The organism is Paenibacillus sp. J5 (assembly GCF_054955055.1).
Window position 1 is genome coordinate 25901 of sequence record NZ_JBUEDD010000010.1, and the last position, 22468, is coordinate 48368.

Annotated in this window: 21 protein-coding genes; all 21 read right to left on the minus strand. The window is 52.9% G+C overall.

Annotated features, from left to right (window positions below; genetic code table 11):
• Positions 1-36 precede the first annotated feature (36 nt).
• The 21 genes from ACY1JZ_RS18250 to ACY1JZ_RS18350 all read right to left on the minus strand — a co-directional run bounded on the left by ACY1JZ_RS18250 (position 37) and on the right by ACY1JZ_RS18350 (position 22448).
• Positions 37-1287 carry a competence/damage-inducible protein A gene (locus tag ACY1JZ_RS18250; RefSeq protein ID WP_462630540.1) on the minus strand — a complete coding sequence of 417 codons (1251 nt, stop codon included), beginning with the start codon at positions 1285-1287 and terminating at the stop codon, positions 37-39.
• Positions 1288-1480: 193 nt separating this feature from the next.
• Positions 1481-2059 (minus strand): CDP-diacylglycerol--glycerol-3-phosphate 3-phosphatidyltransferase, encoded by a 579-nt coding sequence (gene pgsA, locus ACY1JZ_RS18255; protein WP_270171722.1) that lies wholly within the window; start codon positions 2057-2059, stop codon positions 1481-1483.
• Positions 2056-3384 (minus strand): 30S ribosomal protein S12 methylthiotransferase RimO, encoded by a 1329-nt coding sequence (gene rimO / locus ACY1JZ_RS18260; RefSeq protein WP_270171723.1) that lies wholly within the window; start codon positions 3382-3384, stop codon positions 2056-2058. Before rimO ends, pgsA begins: the two co-directional genes overlap by 4 nt.
• Positions 3385-3559: 175 nt before the next feature.
• Positions 3560-4048, minus strand: coding sequence for a YajQ family cyclic di-GMP-binding protein (locus ACY1JZ_RS18265; protein ID WP_270171724.1), 489 nt, complete (start codon positions 4046-4048; stop codon positions 3560-3562).
• 29 nt (positions 4049-4077) lie between these two features.
• Positions 4078-4980, minus strand: coding sequence for a helix-turn-helix domain-containing protein (locus ACY1JZ_RS18270; RefSeq protein ID WP_462630396.1), 903 nt, complete (start codon positions 4978-4980; stop codon positions 4078-4080).
• A gap of 14 nt (positions 4981-4994) precedes the next feature.
• Positions 4995-5753, minus strand: a complete 759-nt coding sequence (locus ACY1JZ_RS18275) for a DUF3388 domain-containing protein (RefSeq protein WP_270171727.1) — start codon at positions 5751-5753, stop codon at positions 4995-4997.
• 184 nt (positions 5754-5937) lie between these two features.
• On the minus strand, positions 5938-6192 hold the full coding sequence (locus tag ACY1JZ_RS18280) for a DUF3243 domain-containing protein (RefSeq protein ID WP_270171729.1): 255 nt from the start codon (positions 6190-6192) through the stop codon (positions 5938-5940).
• Between the two features lie 168 nt (positions 6193-6360).
• A complete protein-coding gene (ymfI, locus tag ACY1JZ_RS18285; protein ID WP_462630397.1) occupies positions 6361-7107 on the minus strand; it encodes an elongation factor P 5-aminopentanone reductase in 747 nt (248 codons plus the stop codon).
• The gene (yfmH, locus tag ACY1JZ_RS18290; protein ID WP_462630398.1) at positions 7104-8390 is read right to left on the minus strand and encodes an EF-P 5-aminopentanol modification-associated protein YfmH; all 1287 of its coding nucleotides are present in this window, start codon (positions 8388-8390) and stop codon (positions 7104-7106) included. The genes ymfI and yfmH overlap by 4 nt, the downstream gene beginning before the upstream one ends.
• Entirely contained in the window at positions 8387-9685 is a 1299-nt protein-coding gene (yfmF, locus tag ACY1JZ_RS18295) for an EF-P 5-aminopentanol modification-associated protein YfmF (protein WP_462630399.1), read from the minus strand. The genes yfmH and yfmF overlap by 4 nt, the downstream gene beginning before the upstream one ends.
• Before the next feature lie 137 nt (positions 9686-9822).
• Entirely contained in the window at positions 9823-10608 is a 786-nt protein-coding gene (gene sleB, locus ACY1JZ_RS18300; RefSeq protein WP_462630400.1) for a spore cortex-lytic enzyme, read from the minus strand.
• A gap of 225 nt (positions 10609-10833) precedes the next feature.
• Entirely contained in the window at positions 10834-13443 is a 2610-nt protein-coding gene (locus ACY1JZ_RS18305) for an FtsK/SpoIIIE family DNA translocase (RefSeq protein WP_462630541.1), read from the minus strand.
• A gap of 81 nt (positions 13444-13524) precedes the next feature.
• Positions 13525-13761 (minus strand): YlzJ-like family protein, encoded by a 237-nt coding sequence (locus tag ACY1JZ_RS18310; protein WP_270171756.1) that lies wholly within the window; start codon positions 13759-13761, stop codon positions 13525-13527.
• Positions 13758-14495, minus strand: coding sequence for a ClpP family protease (locus tag ACY1JZ_RS18315; protein ID WP_462630401.1), 738 nt, complete (start codon positions 14493-14495; stop codon positions 13758-13760). Before ACY1JZ_RS18315 ends, ACY1JZ_RS18310 begins: the two co-directional genes overlap by 4 nt.
• A 121-nt stretch (positions 14496-14616) precedes the next feature.
• Positions 14617-16296: a ribonuclease J gene (locus tag ACY1JZ_RS18320; RefSeq protein ID WP_270171758.1), complete on the minus strand. Its 1680-nt coding sequence runs from the start codon at positions 16294-16296 to the stop codon at positions 14617-14619.
• Positions 16297-16744: 448 nt separating this feature from the next.
• Positions 16745-17608 (minus strand): 4-hydroxy-tetrahydrodipicolinate synthase, encoded by an 864-nt coding sequence (gene dapA / locus ACY1JZ_RS18325; protein ID WP_462630402.1) that lies wholly within the window; start codon positions 17606-17608, stop codon positions 16745-16747.
• A gap of 65 nt (positions 17609-17673) precedes the next feature.
• A complete protein-coding gene (gene dapG / locus ACY1JZ_RS18330) occupies positions 17674-18891 on the minus strand; it encodes an aspartate kinase (protein WP_462630403.1) in 1218 nt (405 codons plus the stop codon).
• A gap of 250 nt (positions 18892-19141) precedes the next feature.
• Complete coding sequence (locus ACY1JZ_RS18335) at positions 19142-19735, minus strand: dipicolinate synthase subunit B (protein WP_462630404.1); 594 nt, start codon at positions 19733-19735, stop codon at positions 19142-19144.
• Positions 19732-20631, minus strand: a complete 900-nt coding sequence (dpsA, locus tag ACY1JZ_RS18340; protein WP_270171766.1) for a dipicolinate synthase subunit DpsA — start codon at positions 20629-20631, stop codon at positions 19732-19734. The genes ACY1JZ_RS18335 and dpsA overlap by 4 nt, the downstream gene beginning before the upstream one ends.
• 127 nt (positions 20632-20758) lie before the next feature.
• Positions 20759-21202, minus strand: coding sequence for a dUTP diphosphatase (dut, locus tag ACY1JZ_RS18345; protein WP_462630405.1), 444 nt, complete (start codon positions 21200-21202; stop codon positions 20759-20761).
• A complete protein-coding gene (locus ACY1JZ_RS18350; RefSeq protein WP_462630407.1) occupies positions 21183-22448 on the minus strand; it encodes a M16 family metallopeptidase in 1266 nt (421 codons plus the stop codon). Before ACY1JZ_RS18350 ends, dut begins: the two co-directional genes overlap by 20 nt.
• Between the last annotated feature and the right edge of the window lie 20 nt (positions 22449-22468).

Below are 22468 nucleotides of genomic sequence, written 5' to 3' on the forward strand. Positions count from 1 at the left end.
TCATGAAGGAAGCGGCAGCTTTACTGTCTATACCTGTTATTTGCCGCTCAGCAATTGCCATAGCCGATAAAACGCCTGCTTCGCCGCACGCACCCGGATCGTCTGCCGATTGCCAGACAGATGCAGCGTATAGCTCTGTGTCGCCGCCTCGCGGGATGCGATCGCCAGATAGACAAGCCCGACCGGCTTGCCCTCGCTCTCAGCCGGACCGGCCACCCCCGTCAACGCGATGCCATAATCGCTGCCCGCCAGATCGCGCACCCGCTCTGCCATCAGACTGGCGGTCGACTCGCTGACCGCGCCTGGAGCCTCGGGTCCCTCAAGTTGAGATAACGGAATACCGAGCAGACGCTGTTTCATCTCGTTTGTGTAGGTTACAACCCCGCCATGAAATTCACTGCTGCTGCCAGGTACACTCGTAAGCAGCTCTGCGACGAGCCCTCCGGTCAGACTCTCTGCGACAGCGGCCGTTTTCATCGATTGGCGCAACAGGCGGACAACCGCTTCCTCGATCGGAATATCCTCCTGTGCATACAAGTACTGCCCCACTCTGGCTCTGATTTGCGCAGTCATGTCATTCAGCCTGATAAGCGCCTCCGCTTCGCTATGCGCCTTCGTAGAGATTCGCAGCGCAACCTCTCCTTCCTTTGCATAAGGCGCAATTGTTGGATCGGTCTGGGCTTGAATCAGATCGATTACCGCCGCCTCCAGATTCGATTCACCAATACCGGCAAATTTGAGCTGTCTGGAGTAGAGCGGTCGCTCATCAGGCAGTGCCTGCCTCAGCCATGACTTCGCCGGACCGTCGAACATCGGTCTCATCTCACGCGGCGGGCCTGGCAGCAGTATATAGTGCGTGCCCTCTGCTGTCAGCGCATTCCCGACTGCCAATCCCGTCTCATTATGAAGCGGGTCGCTATCCTCCAGCATCAGCGCCTGTCTGCGATTGCTCTCTACCATTGCCAGACCTCGCGAGGAGAACAACTCCTCGATCTTGGCCATAGACGGCTCATGCAGGATCAGCCTTCTGCCTAGCAGCTCCGCAAGCGCATCCTTGGTGAGATCATCCTGTGTCGGGCCTAGACCGCCAGTCATCAGAATGAGATCCGCCCGTCCCCTGGCGATTCGAATCGCCTCCTGAAGCCGCAGATGATTGTCCCCTACCACCGTCTGATAGTAAACATCAATTCCCAGATCCGCCAGCCCTTGCGATATATATTGCGCATTCGTATTCACGATCTGTCCTAGCAGCAGCTCTGTGCCGACAGCGATTATCTCTGCTTTCATTCTTGTTCCCCCATTCGGTTCACTCTCGTGGACAGCACTTGCCTTGGCGGCAGCCTGATGCAGTGCAGACGTCACGCTGGGCGCTCCTCCAGCTTGCAGTCTGGATGCTGCGGTGGCTGCCACGAGAGCAACCTGATTCCATACCTGTTGCAAAAACATCATCCCGTGAAGGGATGATGTCAAGAAGAGCTTGCTATTCAGAGATCGGGATCAGATCCTTGTTTTTCATAAAGTAATCAAAGCCCGAGTAAACCGTAATGAGCGCGGCAGCCCACGATATAATCAGATCAAAGCGCAGATCAATGAACGCAAACGGAAAGTTGTTCAGCAGCAGCACGATGATCATCGTAATCTGCACCGCTGTCTTCCATTTGCCCCATGCACTGGCCGCCAATACCTTGCCCTCCAGCAGTGCAATCTGGCGCAGGCCGGTAATCGCAAACTCGCGGCTAATAATGATAACAGCAATGACCGCATCCAGACGATTCATCTCCACCAGTGAGATCAACACAGCAGCAACCAGCAGCTTGTCAGCGAGCGGATCTAGCAGCTTGCCCAGATTCGTTACCGTCTTGTTCTTGCGAGCGATATAACCGTCCAGGCCATCAGTGCTCGCGGCAATGATGAATATAAGCGCGGCAACAATCTGATTGTAGGTAATCGAGAAGTCTTGAAAGGTGATTGGCTCCACATTCAGATTCACCAGCAGAAAAAACATGATAATCGGGACCAGAAAAATTCTCGCCATCGTAATACGATTGGCCAGATTCATGCCATTCCCTCCCCGGATAGATCAAACTCATATGCGTGGGTGACTTTTACCCGTTGAATTTGTCCGATACCGACAGAACATTTGGATACAAATACTTCGCCATCAATTTCAGGCGCGTCATACTGGGAGCGACCAATATACACATCGCTGCGTCCATCATAGCGTTCAATCAGGACGTCGATTTCCCTGCCCACATATTTGCTGCTGTTATGCTTCGACACTTCCCGTTGAATCTCCATCAGCGTATTGGCTCTCCATTGCTTCACTTCATCCGGCAGATGGTTCGGCAAGCGCGAGGCCGGTGTATCCTCTTCGTTGGAATACGTGAACACGCCCAGACGGTCGAACTTAATCTCCCGGACAAATTCGCACAATGCTTCGAATTCTTCCTCTGTCTCCCCAGGGAAGCCGACGATCAGCGATGTGCGCAACGCAGCCTCGGGCATCCGTTCGCGAATCTTGCGAATCAGCTCGCGCGCATCCCGCTGCCTGCCTGGGCGGCGCATCCGCTTCAATATGGCGTCCTCGCTATGCTGAAGCGGCATGTCGATATATTTGCAAATCTTCGGATTGGTCGCCATGACCTCCAGCAGTTCATCCGTGAAGAAGCCAGGATAAGCGTAATGAAGCCGTACCCATGCGATCCCCTCGACCTCGCTCACCTTGTTCATCAGCTCCGGCAAGGCAAAGTAATCGTACAAGTCCGTTCCATAATTGGTCGAATCCTGAGCGATAAGGCTGACCTCCTTCACCCCTTGAGCCGCCAGTTGCTTCACCTCAGCAAGGATCGAATCGATCGAGCGGCTGCGGAACTTGCCGCGCATGATCGGAATGCTGCAGAAGGTACATGCATTGTCACAGCCCTCCGCTATCTTGACATAAGCCGTATAGCGTGGTGTCGTCACCTGACGCGGCAGCGCCATCTCATAATCGAACACCGGATTGCCTACCTTCATCGGCTTCTTGCCACGCAACGCTTCATCCACAATGTCATTAATATGATGGAAATCGCCCGTGCCAACGATACCGTCGATCTCCGGCATTTCCTGCATCAACTGCTCCTTATAGCGTTGTGTCAGGCAACCTGACACAATAAGCGCCTTGAGCCGTGCCGTCTCCTTCAGCTCTGCCATATCCAGAATCGTATTGACCGATTCCTCCTTGGCGGCATCGATAAATCCGCAGGTGTTCACGATGATAACCGTCGCCTGCTCTGCTTCCTCTACTAACTCATACCCCCGACCATGAATCAGGCCGGACATAATCTCCGAGTCCACCAGATTTTTCTCGCAGCCCAGCGTGACTACCTTTACTCTTTCCGTCATAATTTCCAATTCCCCCAGATCTGTAACCGCCAAACTATTTAGTCAAGTATAATACAATCCAAAAGCGTGTGTCAAAAAGACAGGTAGATGGCGATCGTCTCTCGCCTTATTATTCTGATAATTTTAAAAACCCTTTTAGTGCATCTCAGGTGCACTAAAAGGGGGACGGCAACTGCTAGCGATAATTCGTAAACTGCAGTTCTACAGGCAGATCAGCACTGCGCAACAGCTTCATAACAGCCTGCAGATCATCCTTGCTTTTGCCACTTACTCGGATCTGGTCACCCTGGATCTGGCTCTTCACCTTGAGCTTGGAGTCCCGAATCATAATATTGATTTTCTTCGAGACATCCTGCTCAATCCCTTGGCGCAGCTTGATCCGCTGACGAACGGTGCCCCCAGAGGCCGGTTCCAGCTTGCCGTATTCAAGATTTTTGATGGGAACCCCGCGCTTGATCATTTTGGATTGCAGGATGTCGATAACGCTATTGAGCTTGTACTCGTCGTCCGAGCCAACTACAACCTCCTCCTTCTCCAGCGCGATACTGCTTTTGCTTCCCTTGAAGTCGAACCGCGTCTCTATCTCCCGCTCAGCCTGGGTAATCGCATTGACAAGCTCCTGCATATCCACTTTGGATACAATATCAAATGAACTTTCACTCATGGCCATCCCTCTTTCTCTCTATCTATTGCTTATTGCTGCCCTGTCTCCCCAGTAGAAGGCGCTTGCGCAATCACTATTTTCCGGCTTGTGCTCTTCGTCTGTTCCAACTGCAACGGCTTGCCGTTCAAGGAGATTTCCACATTGTCAGCGCGGCCGAGATTGAAAAAAATTCCACCCTGCACCTCGAATGTATATTCCTTGCCTGCATCGTCCATCCCCGACTGCAGCACCTTGCCCTTATTGTTCTCCTCGCGAATCTCGCTCCAGGCCTTCCCGTTCACCTTCATCGTATAGGTCTTGGCGCCTACTGCATCAACGGTATAATATTCTGTGCTGCCCTTCTTCTCCACAAAGGTCAGCGTATAGTCCGAAGCCGGTGCGCTAGGCGGAGGCGTCTGCTCCGTCTGACCACCACCGGTATTCTGCCCTGTACCTTCGCCTCCTGTTGGCTCGTTGGTTTGGGGCTGCGAATTGTCAGCAGCAGGCGGCTTGCTTTCATTGGTAATATTCGTATTCTGGTCCGCAATTTTATTATTATTGTCCGGCTGCTTAATGACGAAAATATAGAAGATAACAACGATCAGCACAAGAAACATCCACATGAGCAATGTAAAGCCCCATTTACTGAATCGGTCAGAGCTTCTTGAGGCTGAACGCCGCGGCATCATGACGGGTTCGGGCGCAGAATCAGTAACAGAAGGCGGCGCTTCCCTGTTGAATTGCTCCAGCACCTCATCTGTATTGAGACCGACCGCCTCCGCATAGTTTTTGACGAAAGCTCGTACATAAAAGCGGCCTGGCAATACCTTGTAGTTCCCTTCCTCAATCGCTTGCAAATAACGCTTTTGAATTTTAGTCAGATCCTGTATATCTTCAAGCGAGAACCCTTTCTTCTCCCGGGCCTGCTTGAGCAGCGCTCCCAATTCGGACATGGAATCACCTCCTATTAAAAGTCATAAGTTGTAAAGGTTTCATACGTAATTTCTTCATCCGGCGTGTTGCGCAATTCCACAATACAGGTAAAATCGCTGTAATCGAAATTCGACTCCTGCATAAAAATATCCGGGTGCTCAATCACCTTTGTGGAAGGCATCGACATAATTTGCTGTAGCAAATTATAGTGCTTGTCATTGGAACGAATCGTACTGACAATGCCATCAATGATGAAGATATTGTTCGGATTCATCTCTTCCTCTGATAGCTGGCTGCGCACCGTCTGGCGGAGCAGTGTCGAGGACACGAAGGTCCAACGCTTGTTGGAGCAGACACTGCCGGCAATGATCGATTCGGTCTTCCCTACGCGCGGCATGCCCCGCAGACCGATCACCTGATTACCCTCCTTCTTGAATATTTCACCCAAAAAATCAACGAGTAAACCAAGCTCGTCACGAGTAAAACGGAATGTCTTCTTGTCGTCCGAATCCCGCTCAATATATCTGCCATGGCGAACCGCCAGTATATCCACAAGCTTGGGAGGGCGCAACGCATTCAACGTAATATTGTCTACTTTTTTCAGCATTTTGCCAAGCAGCTCTATTTTCTCTTCGTCGTCCGTTTGCAGCAGCATGCCGCGAGTGCGATCCTCTACCCCGTTGATGGTAATAATATTAACTTCAAGCATACCTAGCAGGGAGGCGATGTCGCCCAGCAGACCAGGACGATTTTTATGTATTTTATACTCCATATACCATTGTTTGGGTTCCATGTATCCATTACCTCGTTCAGGAGAGTTTAGAGAAGCACAACTTCATATCGTCATCGCCTGTGTAAGGCGAAGCTTTTGTTACTTGCTCTATAACTCATTCTACAAAATTCGTCAGTCTCCTGCTACTTCTCCCAGAAACATTGCAGAAAAGCCTCCTTCTTGTGGAGGCTTTTCTGCACACCGTTTACTTCGACTGCTCAGCCAGTCTTACCATCAGCTTGGCAATGACCTGACGCTCTTGCTCGTCCCCGACATCCCACAGCTCCTTAACCGCCCGCTGCTCATCGTTCTTCGGGTCAACGCGCTCGTCGAGGAAGCTGCCAATCTCATAGGCCAGCTTGGAGATGGTGTCCTCACCCAAGCCAAGGCTCTTCGCCTGCTCTACTCGCTCTGCCAAAAATTGCTTCCACGTATCATAATCAGTCAGTACAGTTGACATGCCGTTACGCCTCCTTAAAATTGTGACTGGGAAATGTGCAACCATACCTATTGTTTGCGTGAAAGCCGACTGTTATTCAGGAAGCAAGATGGCTCAGGCTGGCATCTCGCACCAGCTCGATTACTGTTTTCGTTCGAGCAAGCCTGGTGAAGCCGGCACAGGCTTAGCTCAGGTAACCCATCCGCCATTCGGACTGATGATCTGTCCCGTAATATAACCGGATTCAGGCAGAGCCAGGAAATAGACGAGCGAAGCCACCTCGTCCGGCTTCCCGAAGCGCCCAACGGGAATTTCCTCTTCCAGCGCTGCCTTCTCCTCCTCATTAAGATTGCCGTTCATCTCGGTGTCTACCGCTCCTGGGGCAACGGCATTGACAGTCACTCCTGACGGAGCCAGCTCCTTGGCGAGCGCCTTCGTGAAGGCATTCATACCGCCCTTGGTTGTGGAATAGAGCACCTCGCAGGAGGCGCCAGATAGTCCCCATACAGAGGAGACGTTGATAATTCGGCCGAACTTGTTCGCGATCATGGCAGGCATGAACAGTTGACAGCATAAGAACATGCCCTTGAGATTGACAGCCATGACCTCTTCCCATTCCTCATCCGTTACATCTGACAGCAACCCGTAATGAGCGATGCCTGCGTTGTTCACGAGGATATCTGGAAGCATGTCATGAGCCTCCAGCTTCTCCTTCATCCGCTGCAACTGCTCACGTGAACGGAGGTCTGCGCTGATTGTCATCACGTTAGCTCCCAGCCCCAGGCATTCGCGAGCCGTCTCATTGGCTTCCTCATGGGAATGGTTGTAATGGATGACGAGGTTCATCCCCTCCGCGGCGAAGCGCCTAGCAATTGACGCTCCGATGCCGCGACTCGCCCCTGTCACCAACACAGTCATTTGTTTGAGGGGCTTCATTGCGACTCTCTGCAGACAATGGAGATTGCCGATTGCTCCCAATCGAAGTGTGTGCGCAATCGTTCATTGACTTCCTCCAGCGTAATGCTTTCGTAGATCGGCAATAGCTCGAACAGATCACCGCCGCGGAACTTATGGCGGGTGAACTCATTGGCAATCGATTCTGGGGAATTCAGCATACGCAGATAATTGCCTATCCGCTTCCGCCTTGTGCGCTCAAAATCACTGGCCGATACGCCCTGCTCCCGCACCTCATTCACCGCCTGCTTCACCCGATCCAGCAGCTCGTCAGGGCTCCTGGTCTCGCCGCCGAAGATGGAAAAGGAGTAGCCATTGCCCGAGTTGAACTCATATCCGAAGGAATCCGAAATGAGGCGATCATCGTACAGCGACTGGTATAGCTGGGAGCTCTGCCCTAGCAATACATCAAGCAGCAGCTTGGTCACGATGTCTTGACGTTGCAGCTCCTGCGCATCAGCCACGGGCTGTTTGTCTTTAATTCCAATCATGCACTTGGGCAGCGACACCGGCAGCTTCATCTCCAGTCTCTGCTTGCGGACCCCCTGCGGCTCAGGCTCGAAATAGCGGCGAATCTCGCCCAGCTCTGGGAACGTCTTGGCCGCCTGATTATCGCGCACAAGCTGCATCACTTGTTCAGGCTCCACTCCGCCGACCACGAACAACAGCATGTTACTCGGGTGATAAAAGGTATTGTAGCAGGTGTACAGGCTTTCCTTCGTAATCTGCCGGATTGATTCCACAGAGCCGGCTATATCAATGTGCACCGGATGCTTCTCATAGAGTGCTTCGATGATCCCGGTATAGACACGCCAATCGGCATTATCCTTATACATGTTGATTTCCTGCTCAATAATGCCTTTCTCCTTATCTACATTCTCATCGGTAAAATAAGGATGCTGTACAAAATCAAGCAGCGTCCGCAGGTTCTGATCGATGTATTCCGTAGCCGAGAACAGATAGGCGGTACGGTCAAAGCTGGTGAATGCGTTGGCAGATGCACCTTGAGAGGCGAAGGTTGCGAAAATATCGCCTGTTGGCTCCTCAAACATTTTGTGCTCCAAAAAATGGGCAATGCCGTCCAGCACCTGAACCGGTGGCTCCTCTCCGATAGAGAAGCGGTTATCTATTGAACCGAAGCGGGTGGAGAAGGTAGCATAGGTCTTCTGGAAGCCTTCCTTAGGCAAAATATACACCTGCAGCCCGTTAGGCAAGGTACCGTGATACAACGTCTCGTTAATATGAGGATAATGCAGTTGTCTCATTGCTCTCCTCCCTCCTTCCCGTCGCGCAAGAAATAGATCGTGTCCAGCACCACATCATCTGCCACACGCACGATGTCATCCGCTTCCACCGCTTGCACCTCACGCATCAGCTCTTGCGCGGAGCGCTCGCGTCCTGTAAGGATCGAATTAAAATCATAGGCAATCATCTCAAACGCCGAGTCCTGCATTTCACGCAGATGGTTGACAATCATTGCCTTCGTCTGACTCATCTCAAGCTCTGACAGCTCTCCCTTGCGCATGCTCTCCAGCTGCTGCTGAATTATATGAGAGGCTCGTTCGAAGTTGGCAATTTCAATTCCTGACTGAATCGAGCATAGACCCTTGATGCCGTCATACCGTGACGCTGCATAATAGGCTAAGGACGCCTTCTCCCTGACATTCATAAATAGCTTGGAGTGCGGGTATCCACCCAAAATGCCGTTATACATCAGCATGGCTGCATATTGATCGTCGGCATAGGTCGTCCGTGTCCGAAGTCCCATATTGAGCTTGCCCTGGCTGACATCCATACGTTCCACTACCGTCTTCACTTCGGATACATGGGACCCTGCTGCAGGCTTGCTATATACTGCGGGTTGTCCGTCACCTGCCCGGAACGCCGAGGCCACCATCTCCTGCACTTCGCTAAGTGTTGTATCTCCAACCACGTATAGGTCAAAGCAGGCACGATCCAGCCATGTGCGGTAGGACTCATACAGCGAGCGTTCATGGATTGCCGCCAGATCGGCAATCTGGCCGAGCGCGTGAAACCGGTACGGTTCCCCGGCGCACATCTCCTCGAGACATCGCTCTGCGGCATAGCGAATCTTATCATTAATGATCGCCTCCAGCCGCTGCTGTAGCGTCTGCTTCTCGGCCTGCACATATTTTGAGCGGAAGGCGTGATCCACTCCCGGCTCCATCGCGGGGGAAGTGAGCACCTCTCCTAGCAGCGCCAGCGCAGACTGGAGCAGCGATACGGAAGAGGATACATATTGATCATGGATGGCATCCAGTCGGAACTGAACAATCTGGGCATCCCCTCTTTTATACACATCAAAGCCGAAGCCGGTCCCATACATATTGTCAAGACGTTCACGAAACGCGATCGTCTCCGGCGTTGCACTAGTGCCCCTGCGCAGCACAAATGGGGTTAGAGCGGTAGCAGTTACGGTGTTCTCAGCTAACGGCACACCCGCATAAAGCGATATGGCAAATGTCTTAAAGCGCTTAGTCGGCAGCACATGCAGCCTCACCCGATCCATCAAGCTTCTTTCAAAAGGCGTTACCGTCACTTTTGCATAGCCCCTTCCATCGCTGAAGTACGTAGTCAATCTATTCCAGCGGTTCGATTTCTATACCATTCTAACCCATGGTAAATACAAGAAGCAACCCGCTTTCCTGCTGGCTGCGGGTTGCTTCACTGCTGCTGCTACATGCAGAAAATATGCTTGCCGATCGTCTTCACCTGCGGTCTTGTCCAGATCCATTTGGAAGTTGCCGTGACCGGATTGAAGTAGTACAGGCATCCTCCGCTCGGGTCCCAGCCGCTGATGGCATCCTGCACCGCCTGCCGCGCCCTGTCGTTGGGCTCCAGCCAGATCTGACCATCCGCCACGGCAGTAAAGGCGCCCGGCTGGAAGATAACGCCGGAGGCGGAGTTCGGGAAGCTTGGTGATTTGACCCGGTTCAAGATGACCGCAGCTACAGCCACCTGCCCTTCATACGGCTCGCCGCGCGACTCCCCGTATACCGCATTCGCCATAATCTTCAGATCATTGGCCGACAGACCCAGACGATTGGATTGCGCCAGGTCGCTGGAGGAGCCGCCCCCCTTCTGTTCTGCCCCACTCTGAGAGCCTGTTCCAGTAGCCGCTCCTTCATTGCCTGAAGGCTTCCAGCTCTTCGTGGCCTCCCACAGCTTGAGCTTCGTTTTGGCACCGACAACACCGTCTGATTTTAATCCAAATTTCCATTGGAACCAGGTGACAGCATTTTTAGTTTTCTCACCGAATTGGCCGTCAATCTTTCCGTCATAGTACCCTAAAAATTTCAAACGCCCCTGAAGTTCATTAACATCCTGGCCTGATGATCCGATCGTCAGTGTCGCGTTGCTAAAGGTCTCTGCAATCGGATCATCGCCTGCCTGCTTCAAGGCATAAGCGCCAAACAGCATGCATACGATGACAGCGGTCATCACAATCAGTCGCTTCTTCATGCGGTTTAATCAGCCTTTCTCATCCTGTAGTCATTCACATAGGTGAATGCCGCTATAAGGTAGTATGAGAAAGACGATATCCTTCTATGCATAACATTTCCCGTTCTGGCTGAAAGGCGCAGCGAATCGTCCCGCCGCTGACGAAAGCATCATCATCTTGACCCTATGCAAAAAGAGCCTCAAGCCGGGCGAATCGTACACGCCGCGGCTTCAAGGCTCTCTTCATCAGGACGATATTTTGCCTGCCTGGTATTGCTCCCATGTTGTTAACACTTCTCTAGGCTTGCTTCCTTCATACGGGCCAACAATATTTCTGGCCTCCATCTGATCGACAAGTCGAGCCGCTCGCGTATAGCCGACTCGCATCCGTCGTTGCAGCAGCGATACTGACGCTTGCTTGGCCTCCAATACGATCTGGACAGCCTGCTCATACAACTCGTCCAAATCATTATCCACAGTCTCTGCCGCTTCCTCGATGTCGGGAACGAGATCTTCCTTGTATTGTGCTTCCGCTTGATCCCGCACATAATTCACGACCATCTCGACCTCCTGGTCAGATAGAAATGCCCCTTGCACACGAATCGGCTTGGACATACCGACAGGAAGGAACAGCATATCGCCGCGGCCGAGCAGCTTCTCCGCGCCGACCATATCCAGAATCGTGCGAGAATCGACCTGGGAGGATACGCCGAAGGCAATCCGTGATGGAATGTTCGCCTTAATGACGCCCGTAATGACATCTACAGACGGACGCTGTGTAGCAATAATAAGGTGAATGCCTGCAGCACGCGCCATCTGCGCCAGGCGCGTAATCGCATCCTCTACATCGCCCGCAGCCACCATCATCAGATCGGCCAGCTCATCGACGATGACGACAATATAAGGCAGCACTGCAGCCGGATTATCCTTCATCAGCATGTTATAGCCCTCAATATTGCGGGTTGCCGATTTGGAGAACAGCTCATAGCGCTTCTCCATCTCCACGACAATCTTCTTGAGCGCCAGCGATGCGCGCCGTGGATCGGTCACCACAGGCGCGAGCAGGTGGGGTATCCCGTTGTACACATTCAACTCCACCATCTTAGGGTCAATCATTAGAAACTTGACCTCATCCGGCTTGGCCTTGTACAGAATGCTGGTGATGATCCCGTTAATACAGACCGATTTCCCTGAGCCGGTTGCTCCGGCCACGAGCAGATGGGGCATGCGCGCCAGGTTGCCTATGATCGGCTGCCCGGAGATGTCGCGGCCAAAAGCGATAGACAGATTGGAGGGCGCATTCTGGAAAGCCGAGGTTTCCATCACCTCGCGCATCGTGACGACAGATACCTCCGTGTTGGGCACCTCGATGCCAATCGCAGACTTGCCGGGAATCGGAGCTTCCATCCGAATATCCTTGGCCGCAAGCGCCAGCGCAATGTCATCGGTAAGTCCAACAATCCGGCTCACCTTGACACCCGTTCCCGGCTGCACCTCATACCGGGTAACGGCTGGGCCGCGCACAACATCCAGCACCTTGGCATCCACATTGAAGCTCTTGAGCGTCTCCGTCAGCACATGACGCAGGTTAGCATCTGATAACCCCTCAAGCCCGCCTCCCTTAGGCTTGGCCAGCAGCTTCAGGCTCGGCAGAACATAGGGACGCGATTGTGTAGTTGGTTGGGCGGCAGCACCGCCAGCAGTGTCGATCTGATCTCCTGACACTGCTTCATCAACTAGCGCTCCTGGGTTGTGCTCGGCATCCATTCCCGCCGCAGCTTCGTCCAGGTCTTCCATACTCCCGCTGTCCTCCCCTTGCATTGCTGGAAGGATGTCCTCCACCGGATGAATGAGCGATTCCGGCCATGAAGCAACGACATGCTCCTGACCCTCGTCTGGCAGCTCAGGCTCCGGCGGCCAAGTTGTAGCTGCACTACCTGTCTCCGCCTGTCCGGCAGGCTGCTGTGGAGGCCACTCCTCCACTTGCTCGAGTGGAGAGAGCTTCTCGTTCTCCTCCTCGTCATTCTGTTCGCCTGACTCGTTCTTCTTGCGCCAGGAGAACAGGTTGATACGCTTCTTCTCTGCGGGCGGCTTGGCCTCCGGCTCTGTAGTGCCCATATATTCAAAGTAGTCCTCGTAATCTTCATCCTCATCGTCAGCGGTTGCCTGCTGCTGGACAGGAACCTGCGCCGGCTTTGCAGCAGCCTTGGCTCGCAGCCGCTCGCGCTGAGCCTGCTGCTTCGCCCGTGCCTGCTGGGCAGACTTCCATTTCTGCTTCAGCAGCTTGACCAGACGGCTGCCGCGCTTGACGAGGATTCGAATCAGTTCCACATAGGATTTATTCGTTATCAACATGACCGAGATGGCGAACATCACAATCAGGATGAACTGGGCAATCAGCAAGCCAAACAGGGCATTCAGCAGCGACAACTGCACCGCCCCTACATATCCGCCGCTAATGGCTCTGGCAATCATCGGTGTAGGATCCGCTCCGGTTACATTCAGCTCCTGCCTGATCCCTTCCCCAAGCACGCTCAGCACCGAGACGTTGCTGCCTTCAGGCAGCCCGGCAAGCTTAAGCTTGATCTCCGAAATCGAACTCATCAAGGTTAGCGCCAGGACGAGCAGAACCATGCCTGTCTTGCGCGTAGACCAGCCTGAGGGCCAGGCTCGCTTGATCATCACAGCCAGACCAATATATATACCAACGAGCGGCAATACAAAATAAAATTTGCCGAGTATAAGGCCGAACAGCTTGGAGAGAGCCCGTCCGACCGTCGCTTCACCCGAGAGGGCGATGACAGATAGAGTGATGATCAGAATGCCGTACACTTCATATTTTAAGGTTGTGCCCATTGATTTTTTTTTGCTTTTACGTTTCGCCACTAAAGTCACCTCTTGGTACAACATTATACCATAGGTGGTCAGATGTTCCTATTATTTTGGCGAATAGATATTCGCATAATTGATGATCTGTCCCGGGCTAAGCTCTGGCCGCAAATAATCATCTAACGCAGCATGCAGCAGCCGGACGATCTTGCCTCTGCCATGGCCTACCGGCTCAATCTCCATCCGTATGCCTGCCGTCTCGATCTCAATCAGCGGCTGCGACTGCTGCTCCTCATTGAAGCCGGCCCACACTAGCTCGGGGGGCATGTTCGTATATAAGGTCACTGGATCGTCCCTCCCGCGATGCCTGACTTTCTTCGCTCGATCGCCAGATTCAGCTCCCGGATCGCCTCTCCAATCCCGCCGATCTCGTCGATCAGTCCGTAGCGGACAGCATCGGCACCGATAACTGTCGTACCAATATCCCGTGCCAGCTCGCCCGTCTTGAACATGAGCTCCTTGAATTTGGCCTCGGTCACGTTAGAGTGAGTCGTCACAAAGCGCACCACCCTCTCCTGCATTTTGTCCAAATATTCAAAGGTTTGCGGCACACCAATAACGAGGCCGTTCAATCGAATGGGATGAATCGTCATCGTAGCGGTCTCGGCAATAAACGACTTTCCGCCTGCTACTGCGATCGGCACCCCGATCGAATGCCCCCCGCCAAGCACCAGTGTAACCGAAGGCTTGGACAGGGAGGAGATCATCTCCGCAATAGCCAGCCCCGCCTCCACGTCTCCGCCGACCGTATTGAGCACGATCAGTATGCCTTCAATTTTAGCATTCTGCTCCGCCGCCACAAGCTGCGGAATAAGATGCTCATACTTGGTCGTCTTATTCTGCGGGGGCAACACGAGATGCCCTTCGATCTGCCCGATGATGGTCATACAGAAAATATTCGATTCCGGCGCGACCTGCGGCATCTGCCCAAGCTGCTGAATCGACTCCACGAGCGCACTTTTCTTCTTGTCCTCCTGAACCTGCGGCTCCTCCAGCTTTAACTCATCCTTATACGACATGACCATACCCTCCCTAGACTTTGACTTGTCATAGTATGGGTTGTGCGGCTGCTTTTATACGAACGACACACACGAAAAAGCCCTCGCCGCTGCTAGGAGCGTCGAGGGCGTGTTGTGTAGACTAAACTTCCATAATAATCGGCAAAATCATCGGACGGCGGCGAGTCTGTTCATACAAGAACCGACCGAGCGCATCCTTGACGTTCGTTTTGAGCGAAGCCCATTCATTCACCTTGTCATTCATCAGCTTATGCAGTGTTGACGTGACGATGCGATTCGCTTCCTCAAGCAGTCCTTCGGACTCGCGCACATAGACGAACCCGCGAGAAATAATGTCTGGACCAGACAAAATGGTACCGTCCTGCTTGCTCAGCGTCACCACTACGACTAGAATGCCGTCTTGAGACAACAGCTTGCGATCACGCAATACGATGTTCCCGACGTCGCCAACACCCAGACCGTCAATCAGCACATTGCCAGCAGGCACCTTACTGCCTTTGCGGGCGCTGCCTCCCTGGAATTCTACGGTATCTCCGTTATCCAGCAGGAATATATTTTCCTTCTCGACACCTACGGACTCGCCAAGCAGCGCGTGATGGCGCAGCATGCGGTATTCACCGTGAATCGGAATGAAATATTTCGGCTTCATCAGATTGAGCATCAGCTTCAATTCTTCCTGGCTGCCGTGACCGGAAACGTGAACTCCCGAGACCGAGCCCGGACCGTAGATCACGTTGGCGCCAAGACGGAACAATTCGTCTACTGTGCGGCCTACATATTTCTCGTTGCCCGGGATCGGCGTCGCGGCAATGATCACCGTATCTCCCGGTAAAATATCAACCTTGCGGTGAGTGGATCGAGCCATGCGCGTCAGCGCCGACATAGGCTCACCTTGGCTTCCGGTTGATAATACTACTACACGATCTGCTGCCATTTTGTTCACTTCATCCGGCTCGATAATCATGCCTTCTGGAATTTCCAGATAGCCAAGCTCTGAAGCAATGTTGACGACGTTGACCATGCTGCGCCCGATGACAGCAATCTTGCGCTTGGTTGCCATCGCAGCGTTAATGACTTGTTGAATACGGTGCACATTCGAAGCGAATGTAGCCACAACTACACGCTGCTGTGCCTTGCGGAATATATCCTCAAAGTTCGAGCCAATCATGCTCTCCGATGGCGTGAAGCCAGGACGCTCTGCATTCGTGCTGTCTGAGAGCAGCACGAGTACGCCTTCCTGACCAATCTCAGCCATGCGCTGCAAGTCGGCATACTGATTGTTCACTGGCGTATGATCGAATTTGAAGTCTCCTGTATGAACCACTCGACCCTCAGGCGTGTCCAGACATACCCCAACCGAATCCGGGATGCTATGGTTTGTCTTGAAGAAGGACGCTTTAATCGTACCAAGCTGAACTTCGGAGTCCGCATGAATTAGAATGCGCTTCGTCTCACCAAGCAGCCCCGCTTCCTTCAGCTTGCCCTCAATCAAGCCCAATGTCAGCTTGGTACCATATACAGGGACATTCAGATGCTTCAGAACATATGGCAAGCCGCCGATATGGTCCTCATGTCCGTGAGTAATCAGAATACCTCGTACCTTGTCCCTGTTTTCAGTCAAGTAGCTAATATCAGGTATTACAATATCGATCCCGAGCATGTCCTCCTCAGGAAATTTCAGGCCCGCATCAACGACGACAATATCATTTCCATGTTGGACGACATACATATTCTTACCGATCTCACCGACGCCGCCCAATGCAAAGATAATTAATTTATCTTGGTTGTTCTTCTTTGACAAGTGTATCTATCCTCCTAAAGTTGTTCAACGTCGATCCATAACGTTATTTAATTTTCAATGAATTTATTTGCCGCACTCAGTCACTTGAGAACATTATACATGATAAATTTAACAAAACACAAGTCAAGACCGCAGGAGATCTGGCTGACTTTTGAGCATGATTGATGCTCTAGCCTCTGCTTCAGTCCTCGAAAAGGTTGAATTCAAGCCTTTTTGTAGGCATCACCACGGTGCAAAAATATGAATGCTCACTCTAAGCTGCCAATTTTTCCATCTTGAATTCCGTCCCATTTCACTACTTGTGCATAAGAACAGAACGGGGCACACGGTTTAGCCGAGCGAGCCGCTTAGGGCAACGCAATCGTGGCGATCACCTTGAAGCAACAGCAAACGGCTGCCTATTCCGCAACAGCGGAACAAGCAGCCGTTCACTTGATGTACATGAAGTCTACAGCAAACTCTTAATCGCTTCGCCTTCCTCTTCCGTTACCCACACTAACGGCAATCTGACGCCGCCCACAGGCACGCCACGCGCCTCAAGGGCGTATTTGACCCCGACCGGATTCGGAGCGGGATGGAACAGCCCTTTGAAGATCGGATGCAGACGCTGGTGAAGCTTAGCCGCTCCCTTGACGTCGCCTCCCACAAATGACTCAACCATCTGCTTCATTTCCTTGCCGACAATATGGCTCGCCACGCTTATAATGCCATAACCGCCAATGGCCAGCACAGGCAATGCCGCGCTGTCATCGCCGCTGTATACAAGGAAGCCCTCCGGCGCTCCATTAATAACCTGTGTAATCTCATCCAATGAGGTACAGTCCTTGGTCCCGATAATATTATCCACTTCAGCCAGCCGCAAGGTCGTCTCTGGACTGATGGAGACACCTGTCCGGGACGGCACATTATACAAGATTGCCGGCACATCCACCGCCTCAGCAATCGCTTTGAAGTGCTGATACAGACCCTCCTGATTCGGACGGTTATAATAAGGAGCCACCAGGAGCACAGCGTCAACACCCACCTTCTGCGCCGCCTGGGTCAAATGAATGGAATGGGCCGTATTGTTGCTGCCCGTGCCTGCAATGATCTTGCAGCGTCCCCCCGCGTGCTGCACGCCAAACCGGAACAGCTCCAGCTTCTCCTCATCGGACAGTGTAGGCGACTCGCCTGTTGTACCCGAGAGGACTATGCTGTCGCTCTTCTGCTCATCTATCAGATAATCTATTAATTGTCCTGTTGTTTGCCAATCAATTTGACCATTTGCATCGAACGGGGTTACCATTGCGGTCACTAATCTTCCAAAATCCATCTGATTGTCCTCCGATTATAATAATTAAAACGGTCTATGACCCATAGGGTCGAGCTGCTTAGATGCTAGAGATGAAGCTCGAATTTTGCATGCAACGCGCGCAGCGCCGGCACCATATCATGCTGGCGGACAAGCACCCAGATCGTGCTGTTGGAGTCCGCCGACTGCAATATCGGAATATCCTGCTCCGCGAGCGCCTCGACAATTTTCGCCATAATTCCGGGAACGCCATTCATGCCGCCGCCGATGACCGATACTTTCGCGCAGCCGCTAACCGCTTGCGGCTCAAAGCCAATGCCCCGCAGCACCTCCAACGCCTGCCGGGCATCGCTATCAAAGACGGTGTAGACGGCTCCGCCCAGATTGACATTGATAAAGTCTACACTAATATGATGGCTCGCCATCGCTTGAAACACTTGCAGTTGCACATCGCCCTGCTGATCCTGAGACTGAACAGAAATCTGCGTCACGCCCTCCACATGTGCGATACCGGTCACATGCCGATCTTTAACCGGAGAGGTGATGGACGGAGCCGCGGCATGTGTAACAAGCGTGCCCCCCCCGTCAGAGAAGGTCGAACGGACACGCAACGGCACACCCGCCTGCTGCGCGATCTCGACCGCCCGCGGGTGAATAACTTTGGCTCCCTGGCGTGCCATATTACAGATTTCGGCGTAGCTGACGATGGCAAGCGGTTTCGCATTCTCGACAATTCGTGGATCTGCTGTAAGAATACCGTTGACATCGGTATAAATATCGACGCGTTCAGCTTGCAGGGAAGCTCCGAGCGCCGTTGCCGTCGTATCGCTGCCCCCTCTGCCAAGCGTCGTCAAATCCCCCTGTGACGTGCGTCCTTGAAAGCCTGCCACGATAACGATCTGGCCTTCTGCCAGTTGCTTCAGTACGCCTTGTGGCTTCAGCTCAATAATCTTCGCATTGCCGAACTTGCCGTCCGTCACAATGCCTGCCTGCCCGCCAGTCAGGACGGTGGCGCTCATCCCCCTGCTATGCAGCAGGCTGCACATGCAGGCAGCGGAGATCAGCTCTCCGCAACACATCAGCAGATCCCGTTCTCTGGCCGGAAGCTGCTGCTCTGTCTCATTGCTAACGAGCGACAGCAACGTATCTGTCGCATAGGGCTCGCCGCGGCGTCCCATTGCCGACACGACGACCACTAATTGATAGCCCGCTTGCTGTTCTCTTGCAATATGGGCAACCACTCTCTCTCTGGCTTCGGCCGTTGATAGAGAGGTTCCCCCGAACTTTTGAACCAGAATCGCCATAATGCTGTTCCTCCATCGTGTAGAAGCAGCAGTCAATCACCTTGCGCGGACAGCAAGACAATGAACAGATATTCCCCGGCTCTGTATGCGCGAATGATAATTGGGATGGCTCCGACTGTCCACACACTCAAGGTGCGGACAAGGAAAGATACTGTGCAACGATGCGAACAAGAGCCGCGGCAGACTCAAGGCCTTTGCAGCCTATGTCAGGTTCCTTCCGCTTCCATCAGCTTGAACTTGCACTTGTCATCTAATAATTATAACGTTCTACCAGCATCGGCTGAAGCTGCTTTCCCTCCAAAGCCGCTTCGGCGGCCTCAAAAATCAAATCCATGCGAGCGACCAACGAATTCGGCTTGCGAATCGGATCATCCTGCCCAAACGGCACAAAATAAATGTACTTGGCAGCGAGCAGCTTGGCAATATTGGCCGCATTCAACCCCAAACCGTCATTGGTCGAAACCGCAAGTACAACTGGGCGCTGATTGCGCATCTGCGACTTGGCAGCCATCAGCACAGGTCCATCTGTCAGCGCATTAGCCAGCTTGCTCGTCGTATTGCCTGTGCAAGGCGCAATAACCAGCACGTCGATCAGCTTTGCCGGGCCCAGTGGCTCCGCCTGTACAATGGTAGAGATCAGTTCATTACCTGTCAGATCCTTGAGCTGCTGTTGCCAGTCCGCTGACTTGCCGAATCTGGTATCCGTCGTCATGATTGTATGGGAAACAATCGGGATGACATTCGCTCCCGCATCAATAAATCGTTTGATTTGCGGCATAACCTCCGCAAAGGTGCAATGCGAGCCGGATAAAGCGTATCCGACAGTTTTGCCATGCCAGTTCATTGTCCATCCCCCCGTAATCGTGCGTCTTCCAGTATTAACCGACTGAGACAGTCCGCCAGAATGCGTCCCGCTGTCTTGGGAGCCACGATTCCCGGGAGTCCGGGTGCCAGCAACGCCTTGATTCCTCGCTTCTCTGCGAAGCGAAAATCTGTACCGCCCGGCTTGGATGCCAGGTCGATAATGACGGCGCGTGAAGGCATTTTCGCAATAACCTGCGCTGTGACTATCATAGTCGGAATTGTATTAAAAAGCAAGTCAATATTGCTCGCATGAAGCTGCAAATCCTTGATATAGAAAGGGTTCAGCCCCATCTCCACACAGCGGGCATAGTGCTCCTCTCGCCGGACGCCAACCTGTACATGAGCCCCCAAACCTTGCAATGTTCTGGCCATCGTAATCCCTGTCCGTCCGAATCCCAGCACGACCGATTGCGAACCATGAATGGTCGTATCTGTATTTTGTATGGCCATCATTACAGCGCCCTCAGCCGTTGGGATCGAATTATAGATCGCTACATCATCCCGCTCCAGCAGCTCTACCAGCTCCAGACTGTGCTTGTCGCACAACTGCCGCAGATAGGTTTTGGCTATACCCGTGTATATTTTGCAATGCTTGGGAAGCCGGGACATATAGACATCCGTCAGCTTGAGCTCGCGGTCACTGAACACCGCCTGAATGACTCCCTGGTCATCCGTGCCGACGACAGGCAGAATCACTGCGTCTGCTTTTTCCAGCAGCTCCTCTCCCATCTCGGCATGAACTGCGCCTGCAAGCGGCGTGTGCAGCCCGTCAAAGCCGATAAGAGAGATGCCTGCATCCAGCTCTGCCAGCTTGCGCACAATCTCTAGCGCTCTGGCATCGCCGCCGAGCATTACGATATGAATACCTGTCAGCATATCGTTTCACTCCTTTCTCGCGCACCCGGTATAGGGTATCTTATGCGCCAGCCCAAAGGAGGGTGAAAATGAAAAAAGACGGCGGCAGGAAATTTTACTCCTGCTTCACCGTCTTGTCACATCTAAGCTATACTCCGGTATGTCCAAAGCCGCCACTGCCGCGAACTGTATCGGACAGCTCCTCACATTCCTCCAGCTCCACCTGCGGCACAAGCTGGAACACCATCTGCGCGATCCGCTCGCCGCGATTAATGACGAATGGCTCCTGCCCGAGATTGACCAGCAGCACCTTCACCTCGCCGCGGTAATCGGCATCGATCGTGCCTGGTGAATTCAGGCAGGTGATGCCATGTTTGTATGCCAGCCCGCTGCGCGGTCTGATCTGAGCCTCCAGCTCCTTGGGCATCGCAAATGCGAAGCCTGTTGGAATAAGGCGCCGTTCGCCAGGAGCAAGCGTCACCGGCTCAGCTACTGCAGCCTGAAGGTCAAAGCCGCTGGCCGCATCTGACATCTTGCGCGGCAGCTCGATCCCTTCGCTCCCTGGCAGCCGTTTAATTTGAACTGGAAACAAGGGTATCCCTCCTTAATTGCGCTGCTGCCTCATCGCTAGCGCCTACCATCGCGACGGCAAACGGTACGGACAGCATTCGATTCATAATCTCGCGAATATCTTCGTCAGTCACCTGATCGATGCGCTCCAGCATCTGATCCAGTGTATAGTGCCTTCCCAGCATCAGCTCATTCTTGCCGTTGCGATTCATCCGGCTGCTCGTGCTCTCCAGGCTAAGGATCAGGCTCCCCTTGAGCTGTTCCTTGCCACGATGAAGTTCGGCTGCACTCAGCCCATTGCGGGAAAGCTCGCCCATCATCTCCACGGTCAGGTCCAGCACATCCTTCGTCTGCTTGGGTGCCGTCCCCGCATAGATGGTAAACAATCCCGTATCAGCATAAGAGGTATGATACGAATAGACCGAGTAGGCCAAACCGCGCTTCTCGCGGATTTCCTGGAACAGCCGTGAGCTCATACCGCCGCCAATCGCATTATTAAGTAGAATCATCGCATATAACTTCGGATCAGAGATGGAGCATCCCGGAAAGGAAATGCACAGATGATTCTGTTCTGTCTTCTTTTGGTGAAACAGATAATCGCTCTGGAAGACTGGGATCGACGAAGCATCCGATGTACCTGCTTGATTGAAGCGGCCAAAGTAGCGCTCCAGCAGCTCAAGCACCGCCTGATCCTCCACATTGCCAGCTACGCTGATGACCGTATTGTCAATGCGATAATTGGCAGCCATATACCCTCGCAAGTCGTCAGAGCTCATGCCTAGCAGCCGCTCCTCCAAGCCTAGTATCGAGTACGCAAGCGAGTGGACTCCGAACGCTGCGCGCGATGCTTCATCATGCACCTTGTCATCCGGTGTATCCTCATACATCGATATTTCCTCGAGAATGACATTTTTCTCTTTCTTCAATTCCTCTTCGTCAAATTGCGACTCGAAGAACATATCGGCCAGCGCCTCCACTGCCAGCGGCAGGTGCTGATCCAGCACCTTGGCAAAATAGCAGGTATATTCCTTGGAGGTAAAGGCGTTCACGTTGCCGCCGATACCATCAAACAGGTCGGCTATATCTTTGGCCGAGCGTTGGCTCGTTCCCTTGAACAGCATATGCTCTATAAAATGCGAAATCCCATTGTTATCCGTCGTTTCATTACGCGATCCCGTCTTTACCCATATGCCGAAGGAAACCGATCTGCAGGTCGGAATATTCTCCACCACGACACGCAGTCCATTGCTTAATGTATATTTCTTCACCGGATCCCTCCTCAAATCAA